This window comes from Neobacillus phoenicis (assembly GCF_047302305.1).
Taxonomy (GTDB): Bacteria; Bacillota; Bacilli; order Bacillales; family Cytobacillaceae; genus Neobacillus.
Genome location: NZ_CP154847.1, coordinates 4,230,873 through 4,250,691 on the forward strand (window position 1 = coordinate 4,230,873; position 19,819 = coordinate 4,250,691).

Below are 19,819 nucleotides of genomic sequence, written 5' to 3' on the forward strand. Positions count from 1 at the left end.
TGAGGTTATCATTTCTTAGGAGGTTTACTATGGGAGTAAAAGTGGAGAAACTAAAAGTTAACTTTAAAACATTAGAAGAATTTAAAAAGTTTAAAGAATATGGTATTCAGGAGTTATCCATGCTTGAAGACCTTGAAGCGAATATGGTTGAAGATGATAGTGAATCACCATTTTACGGTATTTATTTTGGAGACAAACTAGTAGCACGAATGAGTTTATATCAAATTGATGCGAAATTCGATCGCTATTTTTATCCACCACAAAATTATTTAGAATTATGGAAGCTGGAAGTACTAGCGGATTATCAAGGGAAGGGCTTTGGTAAAGCTCTTGTTGAATTCGCGAAAAGCTTCGGTCTACCTATAAAGACAAATCCAAGAGTACAATCAAGTGGTTTTTGGGAAAAGATGGGCTTTTCTAAAGTTGATTACGATATGGAACGGGATCGTGGAGAAAATCCACTAGTTTGGTATCCAGAAGGCGTAGAAGCGCAAAATTAATATATATCATTCCATTAAAAAAAGCGGACAAAACAATGTCCGCTTTTTGCTATTTTTCTACCCTTTCCAGGTTACCATTTTTGTCCATTTGAAACTTTACCTTTTGTTGTCTGTCTTCATCTTGAAGCACAACCATCTTACGCGCTCGCTCCATAATCTCAATTAATGAGCGGTAATCCTCTTCAATGGCCCTTAGATTCTTTGACAATCTTTCATTTTCTGCAGCTAGATAAAAAGTCTTCTTTTCTAACTCTTTAATCTTATCAAGAGAATGATTCCTATCCTCTTCATAACTTACCCAATCTTCTGCTTTTTTATGGAGTCCTTCTAAGAAATGAATGACAGCAGAAAAAGTAATGGTATTTCGCTGTTCGCCACCAAATGGTGGCTGTACTGTATCGGTTTTAGCAGGTTCTTGAGTGATTTCGCCTTCAACTGGGATTACTTGCTTTTTTAATTCTTTTCTTTGTCTTTTTGCAAGCTCAATACCTGATTTATATTGTTTTCGTACATATGAGTTCCAACGGAAACCACAAGCAGCCGAAGTACGCGAAAGCTGTTTGCCTACCTCTTCAAACGCTTGCAATTGTGTCCCACCTTCACGGATATGCCGTAACACAACTTCAGCGAGTAATAAGTCTTCGTCTTGGGACCACGCATCTTGTCGAGTCGGTGACATAAGAACATCCCTCCTAGTGTTTTTATAATACATATGCATCTACTAGAAAAGATAGACTTAATCAGAAGTTGTCTTTTAATCTTTATTCATGGTTTTTTTATTAATAAAATTATTTACATAAGTATGATGGGCATCACTTTCCCATAATAAAGCACACGTTCTTACCTCTTCTTCTATCCGTTCTCGCAGCTTCGCTTCCTCCCACTTCCTAACCCACATCCTCTTATAGGATTGCAGCACACTTAACTCTTTTTTTAGTATGTTTTCTAAGAACTCCTCACAAGCGTCAAGTGCATCATTTTCAAAGAGAGCATCAATAAACCCAGCTTCTTTTAACTCTTCTGCTGTTTTCAACTCTGCTCCCATTAGAAGCTTCATTGCGTTTGAAAGAGACAGTTTTTCTCCTAAAATCGAACCGCCTCCCCAGCCAGTGGTTATTGCCTGTTTCCCTTGAACAAATCCTGCTCTTATTCCTTTTCTAGCCAAACGGAAATCGCAGGCTGTTGCAAGCTCACATCCTCCCCCAATAGCTGTCCCATTTAAAAGTGAAATAGTGGGAATTGGTAAGGTCAATAAGGAGTAAAGAATGTTTGACATTTTAGATAGCATAGGATACGCCTCTTCTTTTGAATGAAGAAGGTGAAAAACCGACAAATCTCCACCTGAACAAAAAGCATGTTCACCCATACCAGTAATGATTAGTGCCTTAACATCTGGTTCAGTTGCTCTTGTCATTACCTCCATTAAGCCCTGCATAACTTCATAATTAATTGCATTCCTTTTTTCAGCTCTTGTAATGGTAAATAATAAATAACCCTTCTCTTTTTTTTCAATTAAGTATGACAAACCTACCACATCCCTTCTGTCAGTCAAAAGTCTCTATCAACATTCTAGTGAAAACAATTGAATTTAGTTATGTAGAAATCTCATTAAACGACAAAAGCACAAGGGATTCATAACCCTTGTGCTTTCTATCCAAATGGAAATTAGTCGTTGACAACGTCTTTTCCTTTGTATGTTCCGCAAGCCTTACATACGCGGTGAGCGAGTTTCATTTCACCACAGTTTGGGCAACTTACCATACCAGGTACGTTTAATTTAAAATGAGTACGACGTTTTCTCTTTGCAGTTTTAGAAGTTCTTCTAAAAGGTACAGCCATTCTTCCCACCTCCTTAAAGAGTATTAAGAAAGTAATGAAGGCCAGAAATGCTGGTTCTTCACTTTGCTTCTTAGATTTTGCCGATTATGATTCGGAAGAAGAATTGTTTTCGTTAAAAAACTTTGCAAGTCCTGCCAATCTAGGGTCAATCTTTTTAGATTGATCCTCTTCATGAACAACTTCCCAATCCTTACCGGATTGCGGAGCAGCTCCTTCACTATTGACATCTTCACAAAAAACTTGCATTGGAACCTCAAGTAATAGTATTTCGCGAATGATTGGCATTACATCTATCACGTCACCTTTTACTTGATTTACATCCTCTTCAGTTTCATAAACTGAACCTTGTAAGAGGAAAGTTTCAGTTGTTTCGACATTAATTGGAAGTTTTACATCCACTAAAGTACGAGAACAAGGAAGGATTAAATGACCTTCTATATTTAAATGGAAAGTCACTTTCGTCGAATCTATATCCCCACGACCAGTAATATGGATAGGAGATACCTCGCGGATAGATGGATCAATTTCTTTAATCTCATCAACCCGAATAGTTTCATCAATCGGAAAATCCTTGTTTCGATATTTTTGTAATTGACTTAATGTCCATTTCAATTGAATCACCCCAAGGCAACAAAGGTAATTATAGCCTTCATAATTTTTTTTGTCAATGTTTTTTCTTTACACCCCGTCAGGCGATTGTGAAAGAATGCAAATCATCTAAATAAGCTCTCAGTATTAGTTTATCCAGTTGTCATTTTTGCAAACATCTTTATCATCTTATCATATAATCTGATTGGTTTCCTAACAATTTTGCTATAATGATAATAATTATTAAAACGTATAGTTTATATATAAGGAGAGAGAAAATGAAAGCTGTTGGCTTAATTGTTGAATACAACCCTTTTCATAATGGACATGCGTTCCATCTAAGTGCTTCAAAGAAAGCCGCTAAGGCAGATATTGTCATTGCTGTTATGAGTGGGAATTTCTTGCAGAGAGGGGAACCTGCACTGGTATCCAAATGGTATCGAACGAAAATGGCTTTGTTAAATGGTGTTGACATCGTTTTTGAGCTGCCATACCGTTTTGCCACACAGAAGGCCGAAACCTTCGCTAACGGTGCTGTATCGATATTAGAAGCGGCGGGATGTGAGTCCCTATGCTTTGGAAGTGAAAGTGGGGACATCATTTCGTTTCTTCAAACGCTTGATTACATAAAAGAAGAAGAAAAAAATTTAGATGCGAGCATAAGATACTTTATGGATACAGGTGTTAGTTATCCTAAAGCATCAGCATTAGCTTTTAACCAGTTACAAGCTTCAAAAAATTACTTGGATTTAGGTAAACCCAACAACATTTTAGGTCTGGAATACATAAAGGCAATAAAACGAAATAAGAGTTCTATCAGGCCATTGACTGTGACACGAAAAAATGCCAATTATCATGATGAACATTTCACATCAGAAACTATTGCTAGTGCAACTAGCATTAGAAAAGCTATTTTTTCTCCAAAGGATGATAGCCATGGTATTGACCAATATGTACCTATGGCAACAAAGCAATTATTAGAGGAATATTTCAATCATTTTCAACTGTTTCACCAATGGGAAAATTATTGGAATTATTTACAATACCGACTAATCCATAGCAATAGTGAAGAGCTTAGGGAGATATATGAAATGGAAGAAGGCCTTGAAAATAGGTTACAGGCTGCAGCAATCGAATCGGAAAGCTTTCAGCAATTTATGCAGAAGATAAAAACAAAGAGATATACATGGACAAGACTTCAAAGGCTTTGCGTTCATATTTTAACTAATGCAAAAAAAATAGAAATGAACAGAAATCTAGATAAGGCATCCTATTTAAGACTTTTAGGGATGACTACTAACGGAAGAGAATACTTAAATAAAATGAAAAAGGATTTGAGCCTGCCTCTTGTATCAAAGCTTTCTAGCTTTAAGGAGAGTGAGATAGATCTTGATGTAAAAGCCGCGCGTGTTTATGCACTAGGAGTCCCAAATCATTTAAAGAATGAAATGTTCAAACAAGAATTTAATCAACCACCTATTTATATAAAATAAAGCTCTGTTAAACTTGCCTGTTGATTTCCGCTCCAGGCGCGAGCGGTTCGTGGGCGTTTCGGCGAGCCTCCTCGGCGCTTGCGCCTGCGGGGTCTCCCCTGAACCGTACTCCCACAGGAGTCTTCGCGCCTTCCGCTCCAATCAACAGGGTGTATAAATCAACACTGTTCTTTAACACAGCCTAAAATAAAAGATGATGCAGCTGCACCATCTTTTATTTTTCCTTTAATTTTTCTAAGTAATGAACTGCATCGTCGAAGGTATCGATAGGAACAATTTTCATTTTTGTCTTGATATCTCGTGCAGTTTTCACCGCTGCCCGATAGTTAGAATTTTTCGCACCGTTTTCATTAGGTGCTAAGAAAATTTCCGCACCCGCTTTATCAGCAGCTACAATTTTTTGTTCAATTCCGCCAATTGGCCCTACGGTTCCATCTTCACTGATTGTCCCTGTCCCTGCTATTTGGTAGCCTCTTGTTAAATCTTCTTTGGTCAATTGATTATAGATTTCTAATGAAAACATAAGCCCTGCAGAAGGTCCGCCAATTTCATCTGTTCTTACCTTTACTTTAGGTTCAACAAGAATTTCCTTATCGTCCACTAAAGATATACCAATACCAACCTTATTAGGATCCTCTTTGAAGCGCTCAACGTTTAAAGTTTCTGTTTTGGTTATTTTATTTCTAGCGAAAGTTAATGTGATCTTGTCTCCTGCTTGTTTAGTACCTACATACTCAATGAATTTTTCCGAGGAAGAAAATTGGTGTCCATCTACTTTAAATATTCGGTCCCCTGCATTAATCCTTCCAGCAGCCGGCATTCCAGGAATCACTTGGACAACATAGATTCCTTTATATTTATAATGTACAGGCAAATCGGCTTTCCGATAGGCAACCTCTATTGCATTAAGTTTTGAACCCGCCATTAAGTGAAGCTGTCTAGCATTATATTCTTCTTCTGTCTCTTTTTTATATAAAATCATTTCTAGTGGATATAGTTCTTCATATTTTAGAAGTTTTGCTTCTAAGTAAGAATAGATATTTGCTCTACCCATTCTTACAGTCGTTAGCATAAAATTTCCTTCATCCTTATACCCACCGTCTACTGTTATAATTGGTCCCAGTTCTTTCGCCATTCCCGGTTTTGAGACATAATAGGGTAAGGTATAATACATCCCCCCAATTAGAAGCAGTGTAATGAAAAGAACAGAACTTATATATATTTTTTTACGCATTGCTTATTGTTACCCCTTCCACTGTTCAATGACGGTTTCTATTTGCTTGATATGTTTTTTTGCTTCTTCCTCACCGATATTAATAATTTCTTCAATATTGGTAAATGCCCGGGAACTGTAGTTTTCAACAGGCGGTCGAATCATGACATCTGCAGTAATCTCCCTGTTCCTAACTATTTCAGATTGCATGATGTCGATACTCTGCATAATAACATCATAAATAGAGGAAATTTCTGCATTCCGTTTTACTCTTGAAACATCTACAGCAATGACGATATCGGCTCCCATTTCCCTAGCGACAGATACTGGAACGCGATCACTGACACCTCCGTCTACAAGTATTCTTCCATTATTTTTTTCCGGCACAAAAATCCCGGGAATAGAAATACTAGCTCTCACCGCATCTGCAACAGGACCCTTCTGAAAAACAATTTTCTCTCCTGTTAATAAGTCAGTGGCTACAATCCCAATTGGGAGGTTTAAATCTTCTATGTTTTTTCCATGGGTAAAAACTTTTATAAATTCCTTCACCTTTTTCCCGGAGATAAAGCCCATCTTTGGTACCGTAAAATCCAAAAAATATTTTCTCTTAAAGGCAGTGGATAGTTTATATAGCCTTTCCATGTCAATACCTGCCCCGTAGAAACTACCAACAAGGGCTCCCATGCTGCTCCCAGCGATTAAATGAATGGGAATTCCAGCATCCTTAAATGCCTTTATGACACCTAAATGAGCAAACCCACGCGCACCACCAGAACCAAGTGCCAATCCTATTTTAGGGTGCTCCATCTTTAGCTACCTCCCATTTATCGATGAACATTCGTTTCCTTGTAAAAGATAAATCTCGTTCAATCTTATGGTCTAAATTGACGTTCTATGAGTATATTTGTGTTATATGAGGACAAGTGTTCATATGATTATTTTATTTTAGCATTGATGACATAAATTTGCACAATGTTACCAATCCCCTCGGAAGGAGGTCCCTCCATTGTTTCGGTCAAAGGTAAAAACACTTTTTCTATCTTTATCTGTCACCATTCTGGCAGTATCTCTAATCTCATATCCACAAGAGTCATTTGATGCTTCGATTCGAGGCCTGAATATGTGGTGGGAAATTGTTTTTCCTTCCCTGCTGCCTTTTTTTATTGTTTCTGAAATGTTAATTGGCTTTGGAGTAGTTAAGTTTATTGGGGTTCTATTAGAACCACTTATGAGGCCGCTATTTAAGGTTCCAGGCGTTGGAGGATTTGTTTGGGCCATGGGAATGGCTTCTGGATTCCCAGCAGGTGCAAAATTCACTGCAAGACTACGCCAAGAAGGACACTTAACTCAGATTGAAGCAGAAAGGCTTGTTTCCTTTACCAATTCCTCGAACCCACTATTTATTTTTGGAGCTGTCTCGGTTGGATTTTTCTATAATCCTCATTTAGGTGTTCTTCTTGCTCTTTCACACTATTTAGGGAATATTTGCGTTGGCCTCATCATGCGCTTTTATGGAAAGGATTCAGCTGAGGTTGCCAGTGAGAAAAGAAAAAAATTCAAGGTGAGGTCTGCTTTATCTGCATTGCATCAGACTAGATTGAAGGATAATCGCCCAATTGGCAAACTTTTAGGTGATGCCGTTAACTCCTCCATTCAAACCTTATTAATGGTGGGCGGTTTTATTATTTTGTTCTCAGTTATTAATAAACTGCTATATCATTTACATATTACAGCAACACTGGCAAAGGCTGTTGAGGTAGTATTGTCTTCCATATCCTTTCCAGAAATGCTGAGTATCCCTTTTATTTCTGGTTTATTTGAAATTACCTTAGGAAGTCAATTAACTAGTCAGGTTCAGGATGCTACCCTTCTCCAAAAAGCTATGATGACCAGTTTCATCTTAGGTTTCAGCGGATTTAGTGTTCAAGCACAAGTAGCAAGTATTTTAGCTCAGACAGATATTAGATTTCAACCATTTTTTATTGCGAGGATCCTTCAAGGAATATTTGCCAGCTTGTTTGCACTGATTTTATGGAAACCCATATATGTGCGATTTAATAGTAATGAACAGCCTTCAAATGCATTACCTGTTAGTTTTTTCGAGCAAGGATCATGGGCTGATCACTTTTACCATAAAATGATTGAGATGGGGCCACTCATAACCATCGTTTCACTTATGGTTTATGTCGTAATTTTGTTTTCTAGGTTAAGAAATCAAAAAAGCTAGGCGCTTGCCTAGCTTTTCGTTTGTTTGTCATTAAACTTTTTTTGTAATTCTTTTTCAACAATAGGAGGGACAAGTTCTGTAATTTTCCCATTGTACTTAGCAACTTCTTTCACAATACTGGAGCTTAAAAATGAATATTGGTTGTTGGTCATTATGAAAAAGGTTTCGATATCTTCATTTAACACTCTGTTCATTGAAGTTATTTGCATCTCATACTCGAAGTCAGAGACTGCCCGTAATCCCCTTAGTATCGCATTAGCATTCACACTCTTCGCATAGTCCACAAGTAAGCCAGCAAATTCATCGACCATCACATTAGGCATATCCTTAGTTACTTCTTTGATCAGACTAATCCGCTCTTCAACCGAAAAGAGTGGATTTTTTGCTGAATTGTTTAAAACAACCACATATACACTATCAAAGACCTTGGCTCCTCTACGGATAATGTCTAAATGACCGTATGTAATCGGATCAAAACTCCCTGGACAAACGGCTATACTAGCCAATATGACTCCCCCTTATTCCTCGCTGGTCCGAGAATAAATCGTCACAGCAATCATCCCATATTTTTCATGTTTTATTTGAGTAAGTTGACCCACTGAATGTGGTAACTCTACATCAAAGCTGTGTTCACAAACAATAATTCCATTTTTCTTTACTACATTCTGCTGATCCATTTTTTCCATTAAATTCACGAGCTGCTGCTTTTTATAGGGAGGATCTAAAAATATGTAGTCAAAACTAATTTCCCTTTTAATTAGGGCTTTCAACGCTCTATCTGCATCATTACGATAAACCTCTGTCTGTTCTTCAAACTTACAGGCCCTAATATTTTCATTTATGACTTGGATTGCCTTCGGCTCTCGATCAATGAAAATAACCCTCTCCAAACCTCTACTAAGCGCTTCCAAGCCTAGTCCACCACTTCCAGCAAATAAGTCTAAACCTATTCCACCGTCAAAATAAGGGCCAATCATATTAAATAACGCTTCTTTTACTTTATCGGTTGTAGGCCTTGTTGTATTTCCTGGAACAGCTTTTAACGGTCTTCCTTTACATGTGCCCGAAACGACTCTCACTAACATATCACCACATTTTTCGGAAATAATTTTTCTTTATCCATCCTATCATAATTCATAAAAAGTAGACAATCTGTTCACACATATCTTAAAAATCGTATCAGCTTCACTAGCTAATTTTTGTTTCATATGGAAATTTTTTAAAATAGACGTATAAGGTTAAGGGTTGTGGAAATAATGTTATTAACAACATCAATTCGAGGATGTTGTTGCCAACCGCGGAGAAGACTTACGTTTCCCCATAAGTTCTTCCTCCGGTTTCTCCTCTCCCTTTGCCTTCTATCCTTTAGAGGATGTGGAAGGACCCCGCAGATTATATCTGCGGGGTTTTTTTGTTTTTATTATGCTATGTTAGAGCCGATTATTGATTTGAAACTCTATTGATTGGAGCGGAGGGTACTCGACTCCTGCGGGATATAGAGGTCACTGGAGACCCACAGGCGCAAAAGCGCCGAGGAGGCTCCAGGACCTCCCCGCGGAAAGCGAGTACCCGGAGCGGAAATCAATAGACAAGTTTATCAAAGCATATTTTAATAAGGGTAAGAAAATGTTAAAGTATTAATGAAGTTAGCATTTAAAGGAGAGTTTTCATTGATACAACGTTTTATTGAACTCGGAGAAGGATATTCAGATATTTATGAACTAATTGAGCTTGCTAAAGCCAATCAACATCGGCTTCACCATATGATGGCCCTTCATACTAAAATAGACAACAAGGAGTTGACTTCCTTAGTCGTTGTGTTAAAACCAACTGATCCGGGCAAGTTTCAACCTCTATACATCTGCCGTGAAGGAATACCAAACCCAAATTTTTCACCTAATAAGAGATACTCACTTTTTTCTGAAACTGCTGAGGAACTTGGTAAACAAGTTATCCAACTATCTGTTAAACCATCTACCATCTTTAATGAAAAAGAATTATTCTATCAACACCTCATTGGAATTCTTAGATTGAATCATTACTTGGCCCCTCTTCAATAAGAAAAGAGGTTGACACTTGAGTCAACCTCTTTTTATATACCCATTTTATAATCATATTCCTTTGCCTTGTCCGGTGCAGAATTCTCAAATTCCATCCTTAAAAATGGTTTATAAGATGGCTCTACTTTCTTTACGAATGAAAAAGAATTTAGCTTTTCCATGATGCCTTCCATGTCTTCTTGATTACAATACAAGACAACATATTTTAGTTTTTTTGAGACGTAATGAACATTTCCAAAGCGACGAAGCATCTTAGCTTGTTTTAAAGAGTATAGCCAAACTACTAATCCTTGTCTTTGAACAAACATACTTTTTTCCCCTTCAACAAAACCATCATTTTAGATAAGTCTAGCATATAGAAAAACAAAAAACCAGCTGAAATATGCTGGTTTGCCTTCATTAACTACACCCACAGCTTCCACCACCGCCACAGCCGGCACCGTGAGTAGAATCGAAAAATGGATTGCCTGTAGGAACTTTTATTTGTTTAGAGACAGCCCCACCTACTAACATGCTGATTTCATCCAAGAGACTTTGCAAGTCGTTTTCTGCTAATTTAAAATCAGCAACTAATGGGTCCAAATCCATTTCCCTCTTAACTTCACGAATTTGAGTCATAACCCGTTTATAATCAGGGTGATACTTCCCAAAACGTTGGACTTCTTCGTATAGCTCCTTCAGGCTTACAAAACGATTAATTTTCCGTTGTGTTTCCTTATTACTTCTCAATTTATATAAACAAATCTGATATTGTTCCACTACATCGGATTCAAGTACCATCCTAGCTAACGATTCCGCATTTTCTAATAATTCCATTCTTTCTAATGTAGCAAGCATGCGCCCACCTCCAAGGACATTTTACCATGAAAACTGGGAGAATGCTAAAACTTCATTTTATTTAGGGACATTTACCATAAATTCTTTCACCAATCCAAACGGCTCATTATTTAACTTAACAACCTCAAGCCTTACTCTATGAGTACCTTGAGGTAGTCCCTTAATTATAAATGCAGCAGTCGTTACCTCTCTATTTCGTTTGCCATCAATCCAGATAACCATTTTTCCAATTTTTCGACTTGACTGGTTCGATTCTCTAAAGGTGATCCCTGTTACAATACATTCAACAAATACATCTTTCCCCTTTGTTTCGTGCTGTACCATTAATGTAGGTATTTCTTGTGCGCTTGAATGAAAAATTGTTACCATTCCTTGCAATAGAAGTAGAAGAACAATAGATGGTATAAACCTTTTCAAACCAATCACTCCTTTATAGTATTGTTCGCCTCCTTTTTAATTTTTAGTCTATCTAACACTTGAAAAAACAAAAGGCGGAAGCGCCTCGTTCAGCCCCGACAGGCAAATGTTCTTCGGCGGGAAAAGTCCGCCTTTTGACTTTTCTTGCCGAAGGTTATTTGACCCGAGGGGCTAGGCGCTGGAGCTAGATTCAGACAACTAGTTCAGTTATCTACACTCGTACCTTTTTATAATTTCCTAAACATTAAAAAAAGGCCACATTTTTTCCATGTGGTCCTTGGTTAATTTTGGTTTTTCATTGCCTGAAACATTGAATACATCATCGATGCCATTTGCACGCTATTCGAAAACTTTTCAACTTGGTGCGGTATTGTTTTCTTATAATAATGTAATGAGGCAATTTCAAGTGATTGTAAGTCATAAGGATTTCTGGATAGTTTTCGATACCAATAGGGCTGTTCGCGAACAAACTTCTTTAACTCCTTTTGATTTTCTAAATAATCAAGTACATCTCTTCGCATAATCTAATTCCCTTCTATTAGTCTTTTCGAAATGAAAAAGGATGTTTTGGCCCCTCTTGAGTCTTTACAGGACCTGCTGATGCATTTGGATTCCCACCTTGAAACTGTGCAATGACACCTTGGATAGCACCTAGTGCCTGACTTAGATTATTAATATGATTTTGCATTTGGTTTGGATCCATTTTCTTGACCATTCCCATAATATTTGACATCCAATCTCCCTTAGCATTACTCTCTGCTTCAGGTTCCGAACGTGTTTCTACACCGATAGATTCCCATCTTTTATCTTCTTCACCCAATAAGTACCAATCTTCATACAGTTCTTGCCACGTAGCTTTTCCATTCCGAACTTCTCTAATAATATTTGGGTTATTTTTTACAAATTCTTTGAATTGCAGTACGGAGGGATGTAATTTTTTTTGCGACATTTCTCTCACCTCTGCCCATATATATTGCCAATAATACAATATGTAAGAAAATTAGAAATGTGAAATGCAAATGGAAATGAAATTATTTATAAATATATATCTTAGTGGTAAGATGACTTAAGAAAAAGAAATGAAAGAGGTAATTATAATGAAAGATGCATTACAACAATTATTAGATTCTTGTATTGAAAATGGGACAGAAACAGACCTTGATGCATTACACCACTTACTTGAAGGTGTGCAAAAAAAGATTATTCAAAACAAAAGTACTTTTATTGATGGAATTCTCCATATGGAAAGAACTTTTGATCAAAATACCTGTGAAATTACGATTCCAGTAAATTCTGTCCTAAATAATAATCTAAGTATATTGCATGGGGGTATTACAGCAACAGTACTTGACACTGCCATGGGAAGCTTGGCGAATTATTATCTACCTGAAGGATTCGGTGCTGTCACAAATCAACTTAATATCCACTACACAGCCCCTGGAACAGGAGACGTACTACGCTGCAAAGCGGAAATTATCCATAAAGGAAGCAAAACCATGGTTATTTCTGGGGAAGCATATCGAAGTGACGGCAAAAAAATCGCCCATGCAACAGGAACGTTTTTTATTATAAGTAAATAATGGAGGAGGCTGCTTAAAAATGGTCACCGCCATTGTAATACCAATCATTTGTCTTTACTTTTATTGGCTTACAAGAAAAGAGATGAAAGAACAAGATAATAAATGGCTCTCAGTTAGTAATATACCCAAGGAATCCATATTAGCAGGTGAAATAAAGAGCATGAACGAGGAAAAACAACGCTTTTATTATCATCGATACATATATGTACAAACACTGAAACTCCAAACAGCAACCAAATTAATTACTGCTAAAAAAATCACTCCAATAATTAAAAATATTCAATTAGATTCTTTTGTTGTTGGTGACCATATTCGTATGTTCGGTAAGTGGGAAGGATCTACCTTTCTATTTAGCCATTATGAAATTGAAAATAAACGTGACCAATAAGTCACCTCAGGCTGTCGAAAAACTCTCGGCAGCCTAATACTTTATCTACATTCTTTATTAATTCATCGTGTTAACTCATTATAATATTATTAGTATATTCGCTTTCAATTCGTCTGTTGATTGGCACTCCAGGCACTTCGCTTTCCGCGGGCGTGCCGGGGAGCCTCCTCGTCGCTGCGCTCCTGCGGGGTCTCCCCTGCCCCGTACTCCCACAGGAGTCTTCGTGCCTTCCGTGCCAATCAACAGAGTGTTTCCATAGAGTTCTATACTTTAACTAATATATTAAAAATAAGTCGTGAAATAAATGTTTAATCCTAAATAGTCTAGCCATGTGAATATGAATTTGTTCTGTTTGATGAATTAGTTCCTGATAACCATCTTCTCCGTTTGATTTATAAATATAATGATTTTTCGTTTCTTTTTGAAAAAATCCGTCCTTATTACAGCTTGTACACGTTTAAAAATAAAGTAAAAGTTGTTACACGACATGTATAAGAGGAGAACAAGGAAAAGGTAAGTTCAAATCACTTATCTAAATTGGCAAAAATGCTTAATAAATTTAGAAAGGAAAAAATTGAGCGACGCTTCGCAGACTCAAAAAATCTGCATGGGCTTCACTACTGCCGGTTACGTGGATTATTGAATGTAAGTGAACAGGCTCTTCTTACTGCAGGTCTGCCAAAACATTAAAAAGATTGAAACACACTTAACAAAGTTTGAAAAAGTGTGTTTCAATACTTTAGGTTGATTTGGCCCCCTGTTGATTGGAGCGGAGGGCACTCGACTCCTCCAGGACCTCCCCGCGGAAAGCGAGTGACCGGAGCGGAAATCAACATGCCAGTTAGGAGGGACAATCAAAAAAATAAATCGAAATTTTGATTGACAAAATAAAAAATTGCCGAGAAAAATACCCTTTCTCGACAATCTGATATGACAAATATGTCACCTTTTTCATTCATAAGCCTATTCAACTTTTTTAATAAAGTTCTGTGTATAGTATTTTTGGAATACACCTATTCCAATATGTGAAAAATCTTTATTTAATAAAGAATCCCGATGTCCCTTACTATTAAGCCATCCTTCCACTACTGCAGGTCCATCGGTGTAATTTGCAGCAATATTTTCGCCAGCTTCTTGATATGCTACTTTAGCTGTTTGTAATCTCTTTGTGAGGTCCCCGAATTTCTTGGAAGTATGGGAAAAGTCATTGTTCTCGGACATATCCTTACTATGTCCATAAGCTACTTCTGCTGTTAGTTCATCCCATCTTAAAGGTTTCAATTTGTGTCTTTGTCGCAATACATTGGTAATATCAAAGATCTCCTGCTCAGTTCCAACTTCAATACTCCTCCATGTTTCATCTGAAAGAACAGGCTCATCAACTAACTCTCCTTGATAAACTAATTCATATGGACGCTGTTTAATTAGTGTTTCAGCATCTAGAAACCGGAGACTTGAAAGGTTGCCTGTAAATTTATCTATATAAAGCTGGACATAAATATCCCCTAACTGAACCATTGGTCGAAGATTCAGATCGGTATCATTTAGTTCAAAACGGTACGTTGTACCCTCCCAATCCAAATTAATATTTGTATCAATGTATTGAGTATTAAAAATTTCTTCCACTGACTGTCCAATTTCAAAAGGGGCAACATCTAAGTTTTTACCAATTGCAAAGATTGTTACAACTTTATTATTCTCTACCCCAACCTGTAAATATCTCTTGTAGTCCTGATTATAGATATACCATTGATAGCCATACAATGATTCATCCTTACGCACTGGTGTCCCAAATTCTTTTTCTAAAATGGAGACATCTTGCCCAATCATTAGAGCTAAACCCTCTTTTGGCTTTTCAGAAACTGTTTTATTATTAGACTTAAAATCTGGACTTTGTGGTAAAGATATCTTGCTTTCTTCAGTGTGATCTTCCTTTACCAAAACATTATTTCCAGTTTTTTCATTTATACTAACATAGAATCCAATGGATAAAAAAACAACTGAGAGTATCAGAATTCTAACAAGCGTTCGCAGAGGTTGTCACCCTCTCTATTCCTTTTTCTATCATTATATGTATAGATAAGATAATTATATCATTTATACCCCGATAAGTAATAGATATTATCGAAAATGTCTGATAAAAGGAGAAAAACAGGTACAAATGGTACCTGTTTTCGTGAAAAATCCTATTCTTAATATAATAATTTTAATGTTGTATCCCGTTCTCAGAAATCTCTGTCAAAGCTTCCTTTGCTTGATCATCTGATAATTCACGAACGGCAAAATCACCAAGTGAAACAATACCAATTAACTTTTCTCCTTCTACAACAGGTAAACGACGAATTTTGTGCTGAGACATTAACTTTGCAGCCTCTTGGCTAGTAGCTTCAGGAGAGACTGTTATCAGCTCACTACTCATGATATCTTCTACCTTAGTTGACCCAGGATGTTTTTCAGCGACACCTCTAATAACGATATCACGGTCAGTAATCATTCCTACTATTTTTTCTTGATCAACAATAGGGATTGCCCCTACATTAAGTTCTTTCATTTTAAGAGCTACTTCGTACATATTATCTAGTAAGGTACAACACTCTACATTGTCTGTCATAATGTCACGAATTTTTTCCATTAATTTTACCCTCCATGATTTTCAATTATACTCATTACCATATTTTATAATTTCCAATCATGAATGTTTTATTCGATGAATGAATTCATTGCAAGTTGAAACATTTTCAACTATTATTAAAATGAATTATATTTGCTATAACCAATAAGGAAACATAGGGGTAGAGCAAGCGTCATTAGGAGGGATTCATAATGAAATTCGAGAATACGGGAATTGAGAAGTTAAAAGCAGATTTAAACCGTTTAGATGAGGTCATGACTGATTACGGTTTAGTTCGTGCAGGTCAATGGGATTACGAACGTGTTACATATGACCGCAAATTTGAACTAAAAGAAGGTGTATTTTACCTTCGTGTACAAGGTTATTCTGTGGAAGGTGATGTTGATACTTTTAAAGCAACCATCCAATTGATGACACCGTTACTAGGAAAGCATTACTATCCACATGGTGTTGAGTATGGTGAAGGAGAAAACTTCCCATCCTCTCTTGTAAATCAATGCAAGAAAATTCTTGAGAACATTAACACAGAAATAAGTAAATTCGCATTGTAATTTACTAATAAAAAAGGAAGGACCACTGTCCTTCCTTTTTTATATTGACAGCGCTATACTTGGATGTTGATTTCCGCTCCAGGCACTTCGCTTTCCGCGGGCGTGCCGGGGAGCCTCCTCGTCGCTTTGCTCCTGCGGGGTCTCCCCTGCCCCGTTCTCCCGCAGGAGTCTTCGTGCCTTCCGCTCCAATCAACATTGTCTATTAAACAACAGAGACCTTTAACAAGGATTCTTTATTAGAAAAAATCATAGAATGATGATTTGATATGCGGAACCATTCTCTCAAGCTTTTGAACTTCTTCTTCGCTACCCTTTAAATAGCCCATTTGATACAGCTCTAATGGCCGTTTATAACCAAATATGATGGCAGACAGGTCATTAATTGATAAGTGGATTCCCCTCTTTGGCGGCTGTACACACTGGCTACCATTCTTTTCTTTAAACACTTTTAATTGGTCATGACCAATTAAGTAGCTTCCATTATTCCATGGTGCAAAGGTATCTTCTAAATGGAGAAAAACAGGCTCAGTTTCTGAATTGAACTCAAACTTCCTTAAACATTCCTCTACATCAACAATCCGTGCCATAAAATACGGCTGTAATTCCATGCTTACCTTCGGCTGTTGAATAAAGTATGGAAAAGGGTCATGAATCGGCAGGGTTAGAAACACCTTCTCTACCATAGAATCATGCTGACAAATAAAGTTCCACAATCCTACTCTTGCTTCCTGGTTAAGGCACACCATTTCCTCTACATCCATTTTTCTGTCCTTCACATGATAAAGGATATAGCCCTTCGCTTCATTTGCTTGATTGTAATAAACAGCAATTTGAGAATTATCATCAATAACTTGGTCCTTCCACCAGTCAAATGAACGAACCAGCATTCCATTAAATTGGTTACAGTACATTTGATAGATATGATTGATATCCTGTGGAAAATCTTCCTTAGAATATCGAATGATTCTCCCTGGCGATATTGGCAGTAAAGCTAAATCTTTTTTTTCAAGAGATACTTTTTTATATTCACTTAATATCTCCCAACCATATTTCCGATAAAATGAAAAATCAAAAGGATGAAGTAAAGAAACAATTTGACCGTCAGCGAGCATTTGTCTCAACGCCTCTATCATTAATGATCGTACATACCCACTTCTGCGGTATTCAGGATAGGTAGCAACACCAGCTATCCCTCCCATTTTCCACTCTTCACCATTCATATTGACTGCTAGAGGAATGATATGTAGCTTAGCTGCAAGCTTCTCTTGTTCTAAGATTCCTAATATCTTATGTTTCTTTAACATATCTCTCCTTGCAGGTATTCTTTCCTCAACAATTTTATATTGGAAAGCATACTCCGAGAGTTTTAGTGATTCTAAAAAATAATTTTCCGTTAGAACCTTAATATCCAATTGATGACCCCCTATTCATAAAAAACATAACTTTATTATAAAGTGTTATAGTAAAAAAAGGGAACATTCTGATAAATAAACAAAAAAAGTGCCTCTCTCGGCACTTTTTGTTAAAAACCTAGGATAGCTTTGATCATTGAAGTGGTTTCTCCACCACGATAAAAAACATATAGTAAAAGATAAACAGCCACACCAGTTATACCAGTAAAGAACCAAATAATACTAGTTACAGGACCAAGCTTACGATGGAGGGCAAGGTTATTTTTATACCCTGTTGTTAATGAAACAATTCCAAAGACTGCCCCGATGGTAGCTAATGTAATATGAAATACTAAAAATACAGTGTAATAAATTTTAATGTCATCTGGTCCGCCAAAAGAAGTATTCCCAATAAAAATAGTTCTCGAAGCATAAATAATAAAAAAGATTAGTGCAAAAACAGCTGCGAAAAACATGGTTTTTTTATGTGCTTCTATTTTTCTTTGTTTAATTTGCCACCAGCCAATGGCAACTGTTATGGCACTTAAAACAATAAAGGAAGTACTAATCGTAGGTAAAATCGGTAAGGAATTCATTTAAAAGTCCTCTCTTTTGTTTATTCTACAATAATAGTAGTGTAACAACCCTTTTATTTCAATCAATTTCCGAATAAAATAAAAAAATCTCGAAAAAAATCCCCCAATTTGTTGGGGGACTATTTAATCGGAGATGGATTTAATGTTTGATTCATCTCTCGTTCAGACTCTTCCTGATCTTTACGATACCATTCAAAGAAAACTCGTCCTAGTATCACACCATAGATGATTTCTTGGATAATCTTCATTAATACTCCACCAAGTCGTTGATCTTCAATTACTGACATGGAACTAAAAAGTGCTGGACCACTTAAATTTAAGCTTTCAAAATTAGCTGCCCCTACACATAAGCTCATAACCTGTCCCCATACATGAGGATCCGAATACGTTGCATAGAGAGAATTATCAGCAAAAATAATAAGTGCACATGCTGGAGTTAACAAGATACCGTCTGCAAAAATATAACCCACCTTTTTCAACCCACTTAAAGTTTGGTGTTCAGGCATCTGGTTGAGTAAAGGCCACCACATAAAAATAGAAACTAGAAATAAAAGAATCGAATAGCCTGCATGAAGCCAGAAATTCTGCATGACATGATCAAATATAATTGGAACATGGTAGAATGAAAACAAGCCATTAAATACGACTAATGCAATTAGTGGTTTTGTAAGGAATGTAAACAAAGAATCCACTCTTTTAACGCTCAGGAGCTTTTGCCATACCCAGTTTGGAATACTCAAAATAAAAATAGGGGGTATAACTAAAACTAGCACGGCCATCTGCATCATATGGACATAGAACATTAGGTGTGCTAATAAATCCAATGGGGACCCTTTGATAGCGTATAAAAGAATAATGGATAATAAGAATAATGAGCTTTGTTTTTTAGTCAATGGCTCATTCCCTGGGAATAACCTTCTATACTTTGTTGTAAGAACAAAATAACCTACCGTTAATGCAAATAATATTAATAAAAAGTACGGGCTCCAAAGTGCTTTAAATCCAAATATATCTAATGTAAGCACCGAAATCACCTCAATGTTAATTGAAAGAATTGTTGACTATATTATACCCGTGGTAAATAAGTTAAGCAATCCATGAAAACTTTCCATTTTTTCAAAAAAGAAAATCGGCTTTAAGCCGATTTTCTTTTTTTTATAGCCAGTTCTTACCACCAAATAATGGTTGTAAAAGCTAGTATTGTTATTGCTCCTACCAACGCTCCAGAGTATAAGAAGAGAGATGGAGCTTCATGTCCTTTATGGCTCATATGCATGAAATAGTATAGTTGGAAAATTACTTGAACAACAGCTAAAAGGATAATAAATGGTACTGTAAACCATGCAGTCAATCCTTTAACAGCTACTGCAGCAAATGCGATTAGAGTTAAGAAAATCATTAGGGTAAAAGATACCACTTGATATCTCATCTCTTCAGTACTTTTCCGACGACGATATTCAATGTCAACTCTTGGGTTTCCTGAATTTAATTGTTGATCTGCCAT

At 36.7% G+C, this 19,819-nt stretch carries 26 protein-coding genes and 1 pseudogene; 8 read left to right on the plus strand and 19 right to left on the minus strand.

Features of this window, described 5'->3' with window-relative positions; translation table 11 throughout:
- Positions 1-29: 29 nt before the first annotated feature.
- Positions 30-500 carry an N-acetyltransferase gene (locus AA0X95_RS21665; RefSeq protein ID WP_413301483.1) on the plus strand — a complete coding sequence of 157 codons (471 nt, stop codon included), beginning with the start codon at positions 30-32 and terminating at the stop codon, positions 498-500.
- Between the two features lie 49 nt (positions 501-549).
- Here the strand turns inward: AA0X95_RS21665 and AA0X95_RS21670 are convergent, their stop codons facing one another.
- The 4 genes from AA0X95_RS21670 to AA0X95_RS21685 all read right to left on the minus strand — a co-directional run bounded on the left by AA0X95_RS21670 (position 550) and on the right by AA0X95_RS21685 (position 2,951).
- Entirely contained in the window at positions 550-1,179 is a 630-nt protein-coding gene (locus AA0X95_RS21670) for an RsfA family transcriptional regulator (protein WP_413301485.1), read from the minus strand.
- A 75-nt stretch (positions 1,180-1,254) separates the two neighbouring features.
- The gene (locus tag AA0X95_RS21675; RefSeq protein WP_413301487.1) at positions 1,255-2,025 is read right to left on the minus strand and encodes an enoyl-CoA hydratase/isomerase family protein; all 771 of its coding nucleotides are present in this window, start codon (positions 2,023-2,025) and stop codon (positions 1,255-1,257) included.
- Between the two features lie 140 nt (positions 2,026-2,165).
- Positions 2,166-2,339: a 50S ribosomal protein L32 gene (gene rpmF / locus AA0X95_RS21680; RefSeq protein WP_024029176.1), complete on the minus strand. Its 174-nt coding sequence runs from the start codon at positions 2,337-2,339 to the stop codon at positions 2,166-2,168.
- A gap of 84 nt (positions 2,340-2,423) precedes the next feature.
- Entirely contained in the window at positions 2,424-2,951 is a 528-nt protein-coding gene (locus tag AA0X95_RS21685; protein WP_413301489.1) for a YceD family protein, read from the minus strand.
- Between the two features lie 254 nt (positions 2,952-3,205).
- Between AA0X95_RS21685 and AA0X95_RS21690 the strand changes: the two genes are divergently transcribed.
- Complete coding sequence (locus AA0X95_RS21690) at positions 3,206-4,420, plus strand: nucleotidyltransferase (protein WP_413301491.1); 1,215 nt, start codon at positions 3,206-3,208, stop codon at positions 4,418-4,420.
- Between the two features lie 214 nt (positions 4,421-4,634).
- On the opposite strand, the gene AA0X95_RS21695 is transcribed toward AA0X95_RS21690, so the two are convergent.
- Positions 4,635-5,654 (minus strand): SepM family pheromone-processing serine protease, encoded by a 1,020-nt coding sequence (locus AA0X95_RS21695; RefSeq protein ID WP_413301492.1) that lies wholly within the window; start codon positions 5,652-5,654, stop codon positions 4,635-4,637.
- Positions 5,655-5,663: 9 nt separating this feature from the next.
- Positions 5,664-6,443: a patatin-like phospholipase family protein gene (locus AA0X95_RS21700; RefSeq protein ID WP_413301494.1), complete on the minus strand. Its 780-nt coding sequence runs from the start codon at positions 6,441-6,443 to the stop codon at positions 5,664-5,666.
- 199 nt (positions 6,444-6,642) lie between these two features.
- Between AA0X95_RS21700 and ylbJ the strand changes: the two genes are divergently transcribed.
- On the plus strand, positions 6,643-7,863 hold the full coding sequence (gene ylbJ, locus AA0X95_RS21705) for a sporulation integral membrane protein YlbJ (RefSeq protein WP_413301496.1): 1,221 nt from the start codon (positions 6,643-6,645) through the stop codon (positions 7,861-7,863).
- Between the two features lie 8 nt (positions 7,864-7,871).
- Here the strand turns inward: ylbJ and coaD are convergent, their stop codons facing one another.
- Together coaD and rsmD are read right to left on the minus strand one after the other, a co-directional pair.
- Positions 7,872-8,369, minus strand: a complete 498-nt coding sequence (gene coaD / locus AA0X95_RS21710; protein ID WP_413301498.1) for a pantetheine-phosphate adenylyltransferase — start codon at positions 8,367-8,369, stop codon at positions 7,872-7,874.
- 12 nt (positions 8,370-8,381) lie between these two features.
- Positions 8,382-8,942, minus strand: a complete 561-nt coding sequence (gene rsmD, locus AA0X95_RS21715) for a 16S rRNA (guanine(966)-N(2))-methyltransferase RsmD (RefSeq protein WP_413301500.1) — start codon at positions 8,940-8,942, stop codon at positions 8,382-8,384.
- Between the two features lie 591 nt (positions 8,943-9,533).
- Between rsmD and AA0X95_RS21720 the strand changes: the two genes are divergently transcribed.
- Complete coding sequence (locus AA0X95_RS21720; RefSeq protein WP_413301502.1) at positions 9,534-9,923, plus strand: methylthioribose kinase; 390 nt, start codon at positions 9,534-9,536, stop codon at positions 9,921-9,923.
- Positions 9,924-9,955: 32 nt separating this feature from the next.
- On the opposite strand, the gene AA0X95_RS21725 is transcribed toward AA0X95_RS21720, so the two are convergent.
- The 5 genes from AA0X95_RS21725 to AA0X95_RS21745 form a co-directional block, all read right to left on the minus strand.
- On the minus strand, positions 9,956-10,231 hold the full coding sequence (locus tag AA0X95_RS21725) for a YlbG family protein (RefSeq protein WP_413301504.1): 276 nt from the start codon (positions 10,229-10,231) through the stop codon (positions 9,956-9,958).
- Between the two features lie 91 nt (positions 10,232-10,322).
- Entirely contained in the window at positions 10,323-10,760 is a 438-nt protein-coding gene (locus tag AA0X95_RS21730; protein WP_413301505.1) for a YlbF family regulator, read from the minus strand.
- Between the two features lie 57 nt (positions 10,761-10,817).
- On the minus strand, positions 10,818-11,177 hold the full coding sequence (locus AA0X95_RS21735; protein ID WP_413301507.1) for a hypothetical protein: 360 nt from the start codon (positions 11,175-11,177) through the stop codon (positions 10,818-10,820).
- Between the two features lie 281 nt (positions 11,178-11,458).
- On the minus strand, positions 11,459-11,698 hold the full coding sequence (locus AA0X95_RS21740) for a YlbE-like family protein (protein ID WP_413301509.1): 240 nt from the start codon (positions 11,696-11,698) through the stop codon (positions 11,459-11,461).
- A 17-nt stretch (positions 11,699-11,715) separates the two neighbouring features.
- On the minus strand, positions 11,716-12,126 hold the full coding sequence (locus AA0X95_RS21745; protein WP_413301511.1) for a YlbD family protein: 411 nt from the start codon (positions 12,124-12,126) through the stop codon (positions 11,716-11,718).
- A gap of 148 nt (positions 12,127-12,274) precedes the next feature.
- Between AA0X95_RS21745 and AA0X95_RS21750 the strand changes: the two genes are divergently transcribed.
- The 3 genes and pseudogenes from AA0X95_RS21750 to AA0X95_RS21760 all read left to right on the plus strand — a co-directional run.
- Positions 12,275-12,757 (plus strand): PaaI family thioesterase, encoded by a 483-nt coding sequence (locus AA0X95_RS21750; RefSeq protein WP_413301513.1) that lies wholly within the window; start codon positions 12,275-12,277, stop codon positions 12,755-12,757.
- Between the two features lie 19 nt (positions 12,758-12,776).
- The gene (locus AA0X95_RS21755; protein ID WP_413301515.1) at positions 12,777-13,145 is read left to right on the plus strand and encodes a hypothetical protein; all 369 of its coding nucleotides are present in this window, start codon (positions 12,777-12,779) and stop codon (positions 13,143-13,145) included.
- A gap of 552 nt (positions 13,146-13,697) precedes the next feature.
- Positions 13,698-13,893, plus strand: a pseudogene (locus tag AA0X95_RS21760) (transposase); the annotation flags it as partial.
- Between the two features lie 215 nt (positions 13,894-14,108).
- On the opposite strand, the gene AA0X95_RS21765 reads toward AA0X95_RS21760, so the two are convergent.
- A complete protein-coding gene (locus tag AA0X95_RS21765; RefSeq protein WP_413301517.1) occupies positions 14,109-15,086 on the minus strand; it encodes a CAP domain-containing protein in 978 nt (325 codons plus the stop codon).
- Between the two features lie 265 nt (positions 15,087-15,351).
- Positions 15,352-15,777 carry a CBS domain-containing protein gene (locus AA0X95_RS21770; RefSeq protein ID WP_413301519.1) on the minus strand — a complete coding sequence of 142 codons (426 nt, stop codon included), beginning with the start codon at positions 15,775-15,777 and terminating at the stop codon, positions 15,352-15,354.
- A gap of 191 nt (positions 15,778-15,968) precedes the next feature.
- Between AA0X95_RS21770 and AA0X95_RS21775 the strand changes: the two genes are divergently transcribed.
- Entirely contained in the window at positions 15,969-16,328 is a 360-nt protein-coding gene (locus AA0X95_RS21775; RefSeq protein ID WP_308080293.1) for a YugN family protein, read from the plus strand.
- 236 nt (positions 16,329-16,564) lie between these two features.
- On the opposite strand, the gene eis is transcribed toward AA0X95_RS21775, so the two are convergent.
- The 4 genes from eis to ctaF all read right to left on the minus strand — a co-directional run bounded on the left by eis (position 16,565) and on the right by ctaF (position 19,819).
- Positions 16,565-17,740 carry an enhanced intracellular survival protein Eis gene (gene eis, locus AA0X95_RS21780; protein ID WP_413301521.1) on the minus strand — a complete coding sequence of 392 codons (1,176 nt, stop codon included), beginning with the start codon at positions 17,738-17,740 and terminating at the stop codon, positions 16,565-16,567.
- Between the two features lie 110 nt (positions 17,741-17,850).
- The gene (locus tag AA0X95_RS21785) at positions 17,851-18,315 is read right to left on the minus strand and encodes a DUF420 domain-containing protein (RefSeq protein ID WP_413301523.1); all 465 of its coding nucleotides are present in this window, start codon (positions 18,313-18,315) and stop codon (positions 17,851-17,853) included.
- A gap of 119 nt (positions 18,316-18,434) precedes the next feature.
- Positions 18,435-19,340 (minus strand): cytochrome c oxidase assembly factor CtaG, encoded by a 906-nt coding sequence (ctaG, locus tag AA0X95_RS21790; RefSeq protein ID WP_413301525.1) that lies wholly within the window; start codon positions 19,338-19,340, stop codon positions 18,435-18,437.
- A gap of 143 nt (positions 19,341-19,483) precedes the next feature.
- Positions 19,484-19,819, minus strand: coding sequence for a cytochrome c oxidase subunit IVB (gene ctaF, locus AA0X95_RS21795; RefSeq protein WP_413301527.1), 336 nt, complete (start codon positions 19,817-19,819; stop codon positions 19,484-19,486).

Bases quoted from the DNA above. Each gene is read 5' to 3' on its own strand.
- AA0X95_RS21665 (WP_413301483.1), top strand. From the start codon at position 30: ATGGGAGTAAAAGTGGAGAAACTAAAAGTTAACTTTAAAACATTAGAA.
- AA0X95_RS21670 (WP_413301485.1), bottom strand. From the start codon at position 1,179: ATGTCACCGACTCGACAAGATGCGTGGTCCCAAGACGAAGACTTATTA.
- rpmF (WP_024029176.1), bottom strand. From the start codon at position 2,339: ATGGCTGTACCTTTTAGAAGAACTTCTAAAACTGCAAAGAGAAAACGT.
- AA0X95_RS21690 (WP_413301491.1), top strand. From the start codon at position 3,206: ATGAAAGCTGTTGGCTTAATTGTTGAATACAACCCTTTTCATAATGGA.
- AA0X95_RS21695 (WP_413301492.1), bottom strand. From the start codon at position 5,654: ATGCGTAAAAAAATATATATAAGTTCTGTTCTTTTCATTACACTGCTT.
- AA0X95_RS21700 (WP_413301494.1), bottom strand. From the start codon at position 6,443: ATGGAGCACCCTAAAATAGGATTGGCACTTGGTTCTGGTGGTGCGCGT.
- AA0X95_RS21725 (WP_413301504.1), bottom strand. From the start codon at position 10,231: ATGTTTGTTCAAAGACAAGGATTAGTAGTTTGGCTATACTCTTTAAAA.
- AA0X95_RS21730 (WP_413301505.1), bottom strand. From the start codon at position 10,760: ATGCTTGCTACATTAGAAAGAATGGAATTATTAGAAAATGCGGAATCG.
- AA0X95_RS21740 (WP_413301509.1), bottom strand. From the start codon at position 11,698: ATGCGAAGAGATGTACTTGATTATTTAGAAAATCAAAAGGAGTTAAAG.
- AA0X95_RS21745 (WP_413301511.1), bottom strand. From the start codon at position 12,126: ATGTCGCAAAAAAAATTACATCCCTCCGTACTGCAATTCAAAGAATTT.
- AA0X95_RS21750 (WP_413301513.1), top strand. From the start codon at position 12,275: ATGAAAGATGCATTACAACAATTATTAGATTCTTGTATTGAAAATGGG.
- AA0X95_RS21755 (WP_413301515.1), top strand. From the start codon at position 12,777: ATGGTCACCGCCATTGTAATACCAATCATTTGTCTTTACTTTTATTGG.
- AA0X95_RS21770 (WP_413301519.1), bottom strand. From the start codon at position 15,777: ATGGAAAAAATTCGTGACATTATGACAGACAATGTAGAGTGTTGTACC.
- AA0X95_RS21775 (WP_308080293.1), top strand. From the start codon at position 15,969: ATGAAATTCGAGAATACGGGAATTGAGAAGTTAAAAGCAGATTTAAAC.
- AA0X95_RS21785 (WP_413301523.1), bottom strand. From the start codon at position 18,315: ATGAATTCCTTACCGATTTTACCTACGATTAGTACTTCCTTTATTGTT.
- ctaF (WP_413301527.1), bottom strand. From the start codon at position 19,819: ATGGCAGATCAACAATTAAATTCAGGAAACCCAAGAGTTGACATTGAA.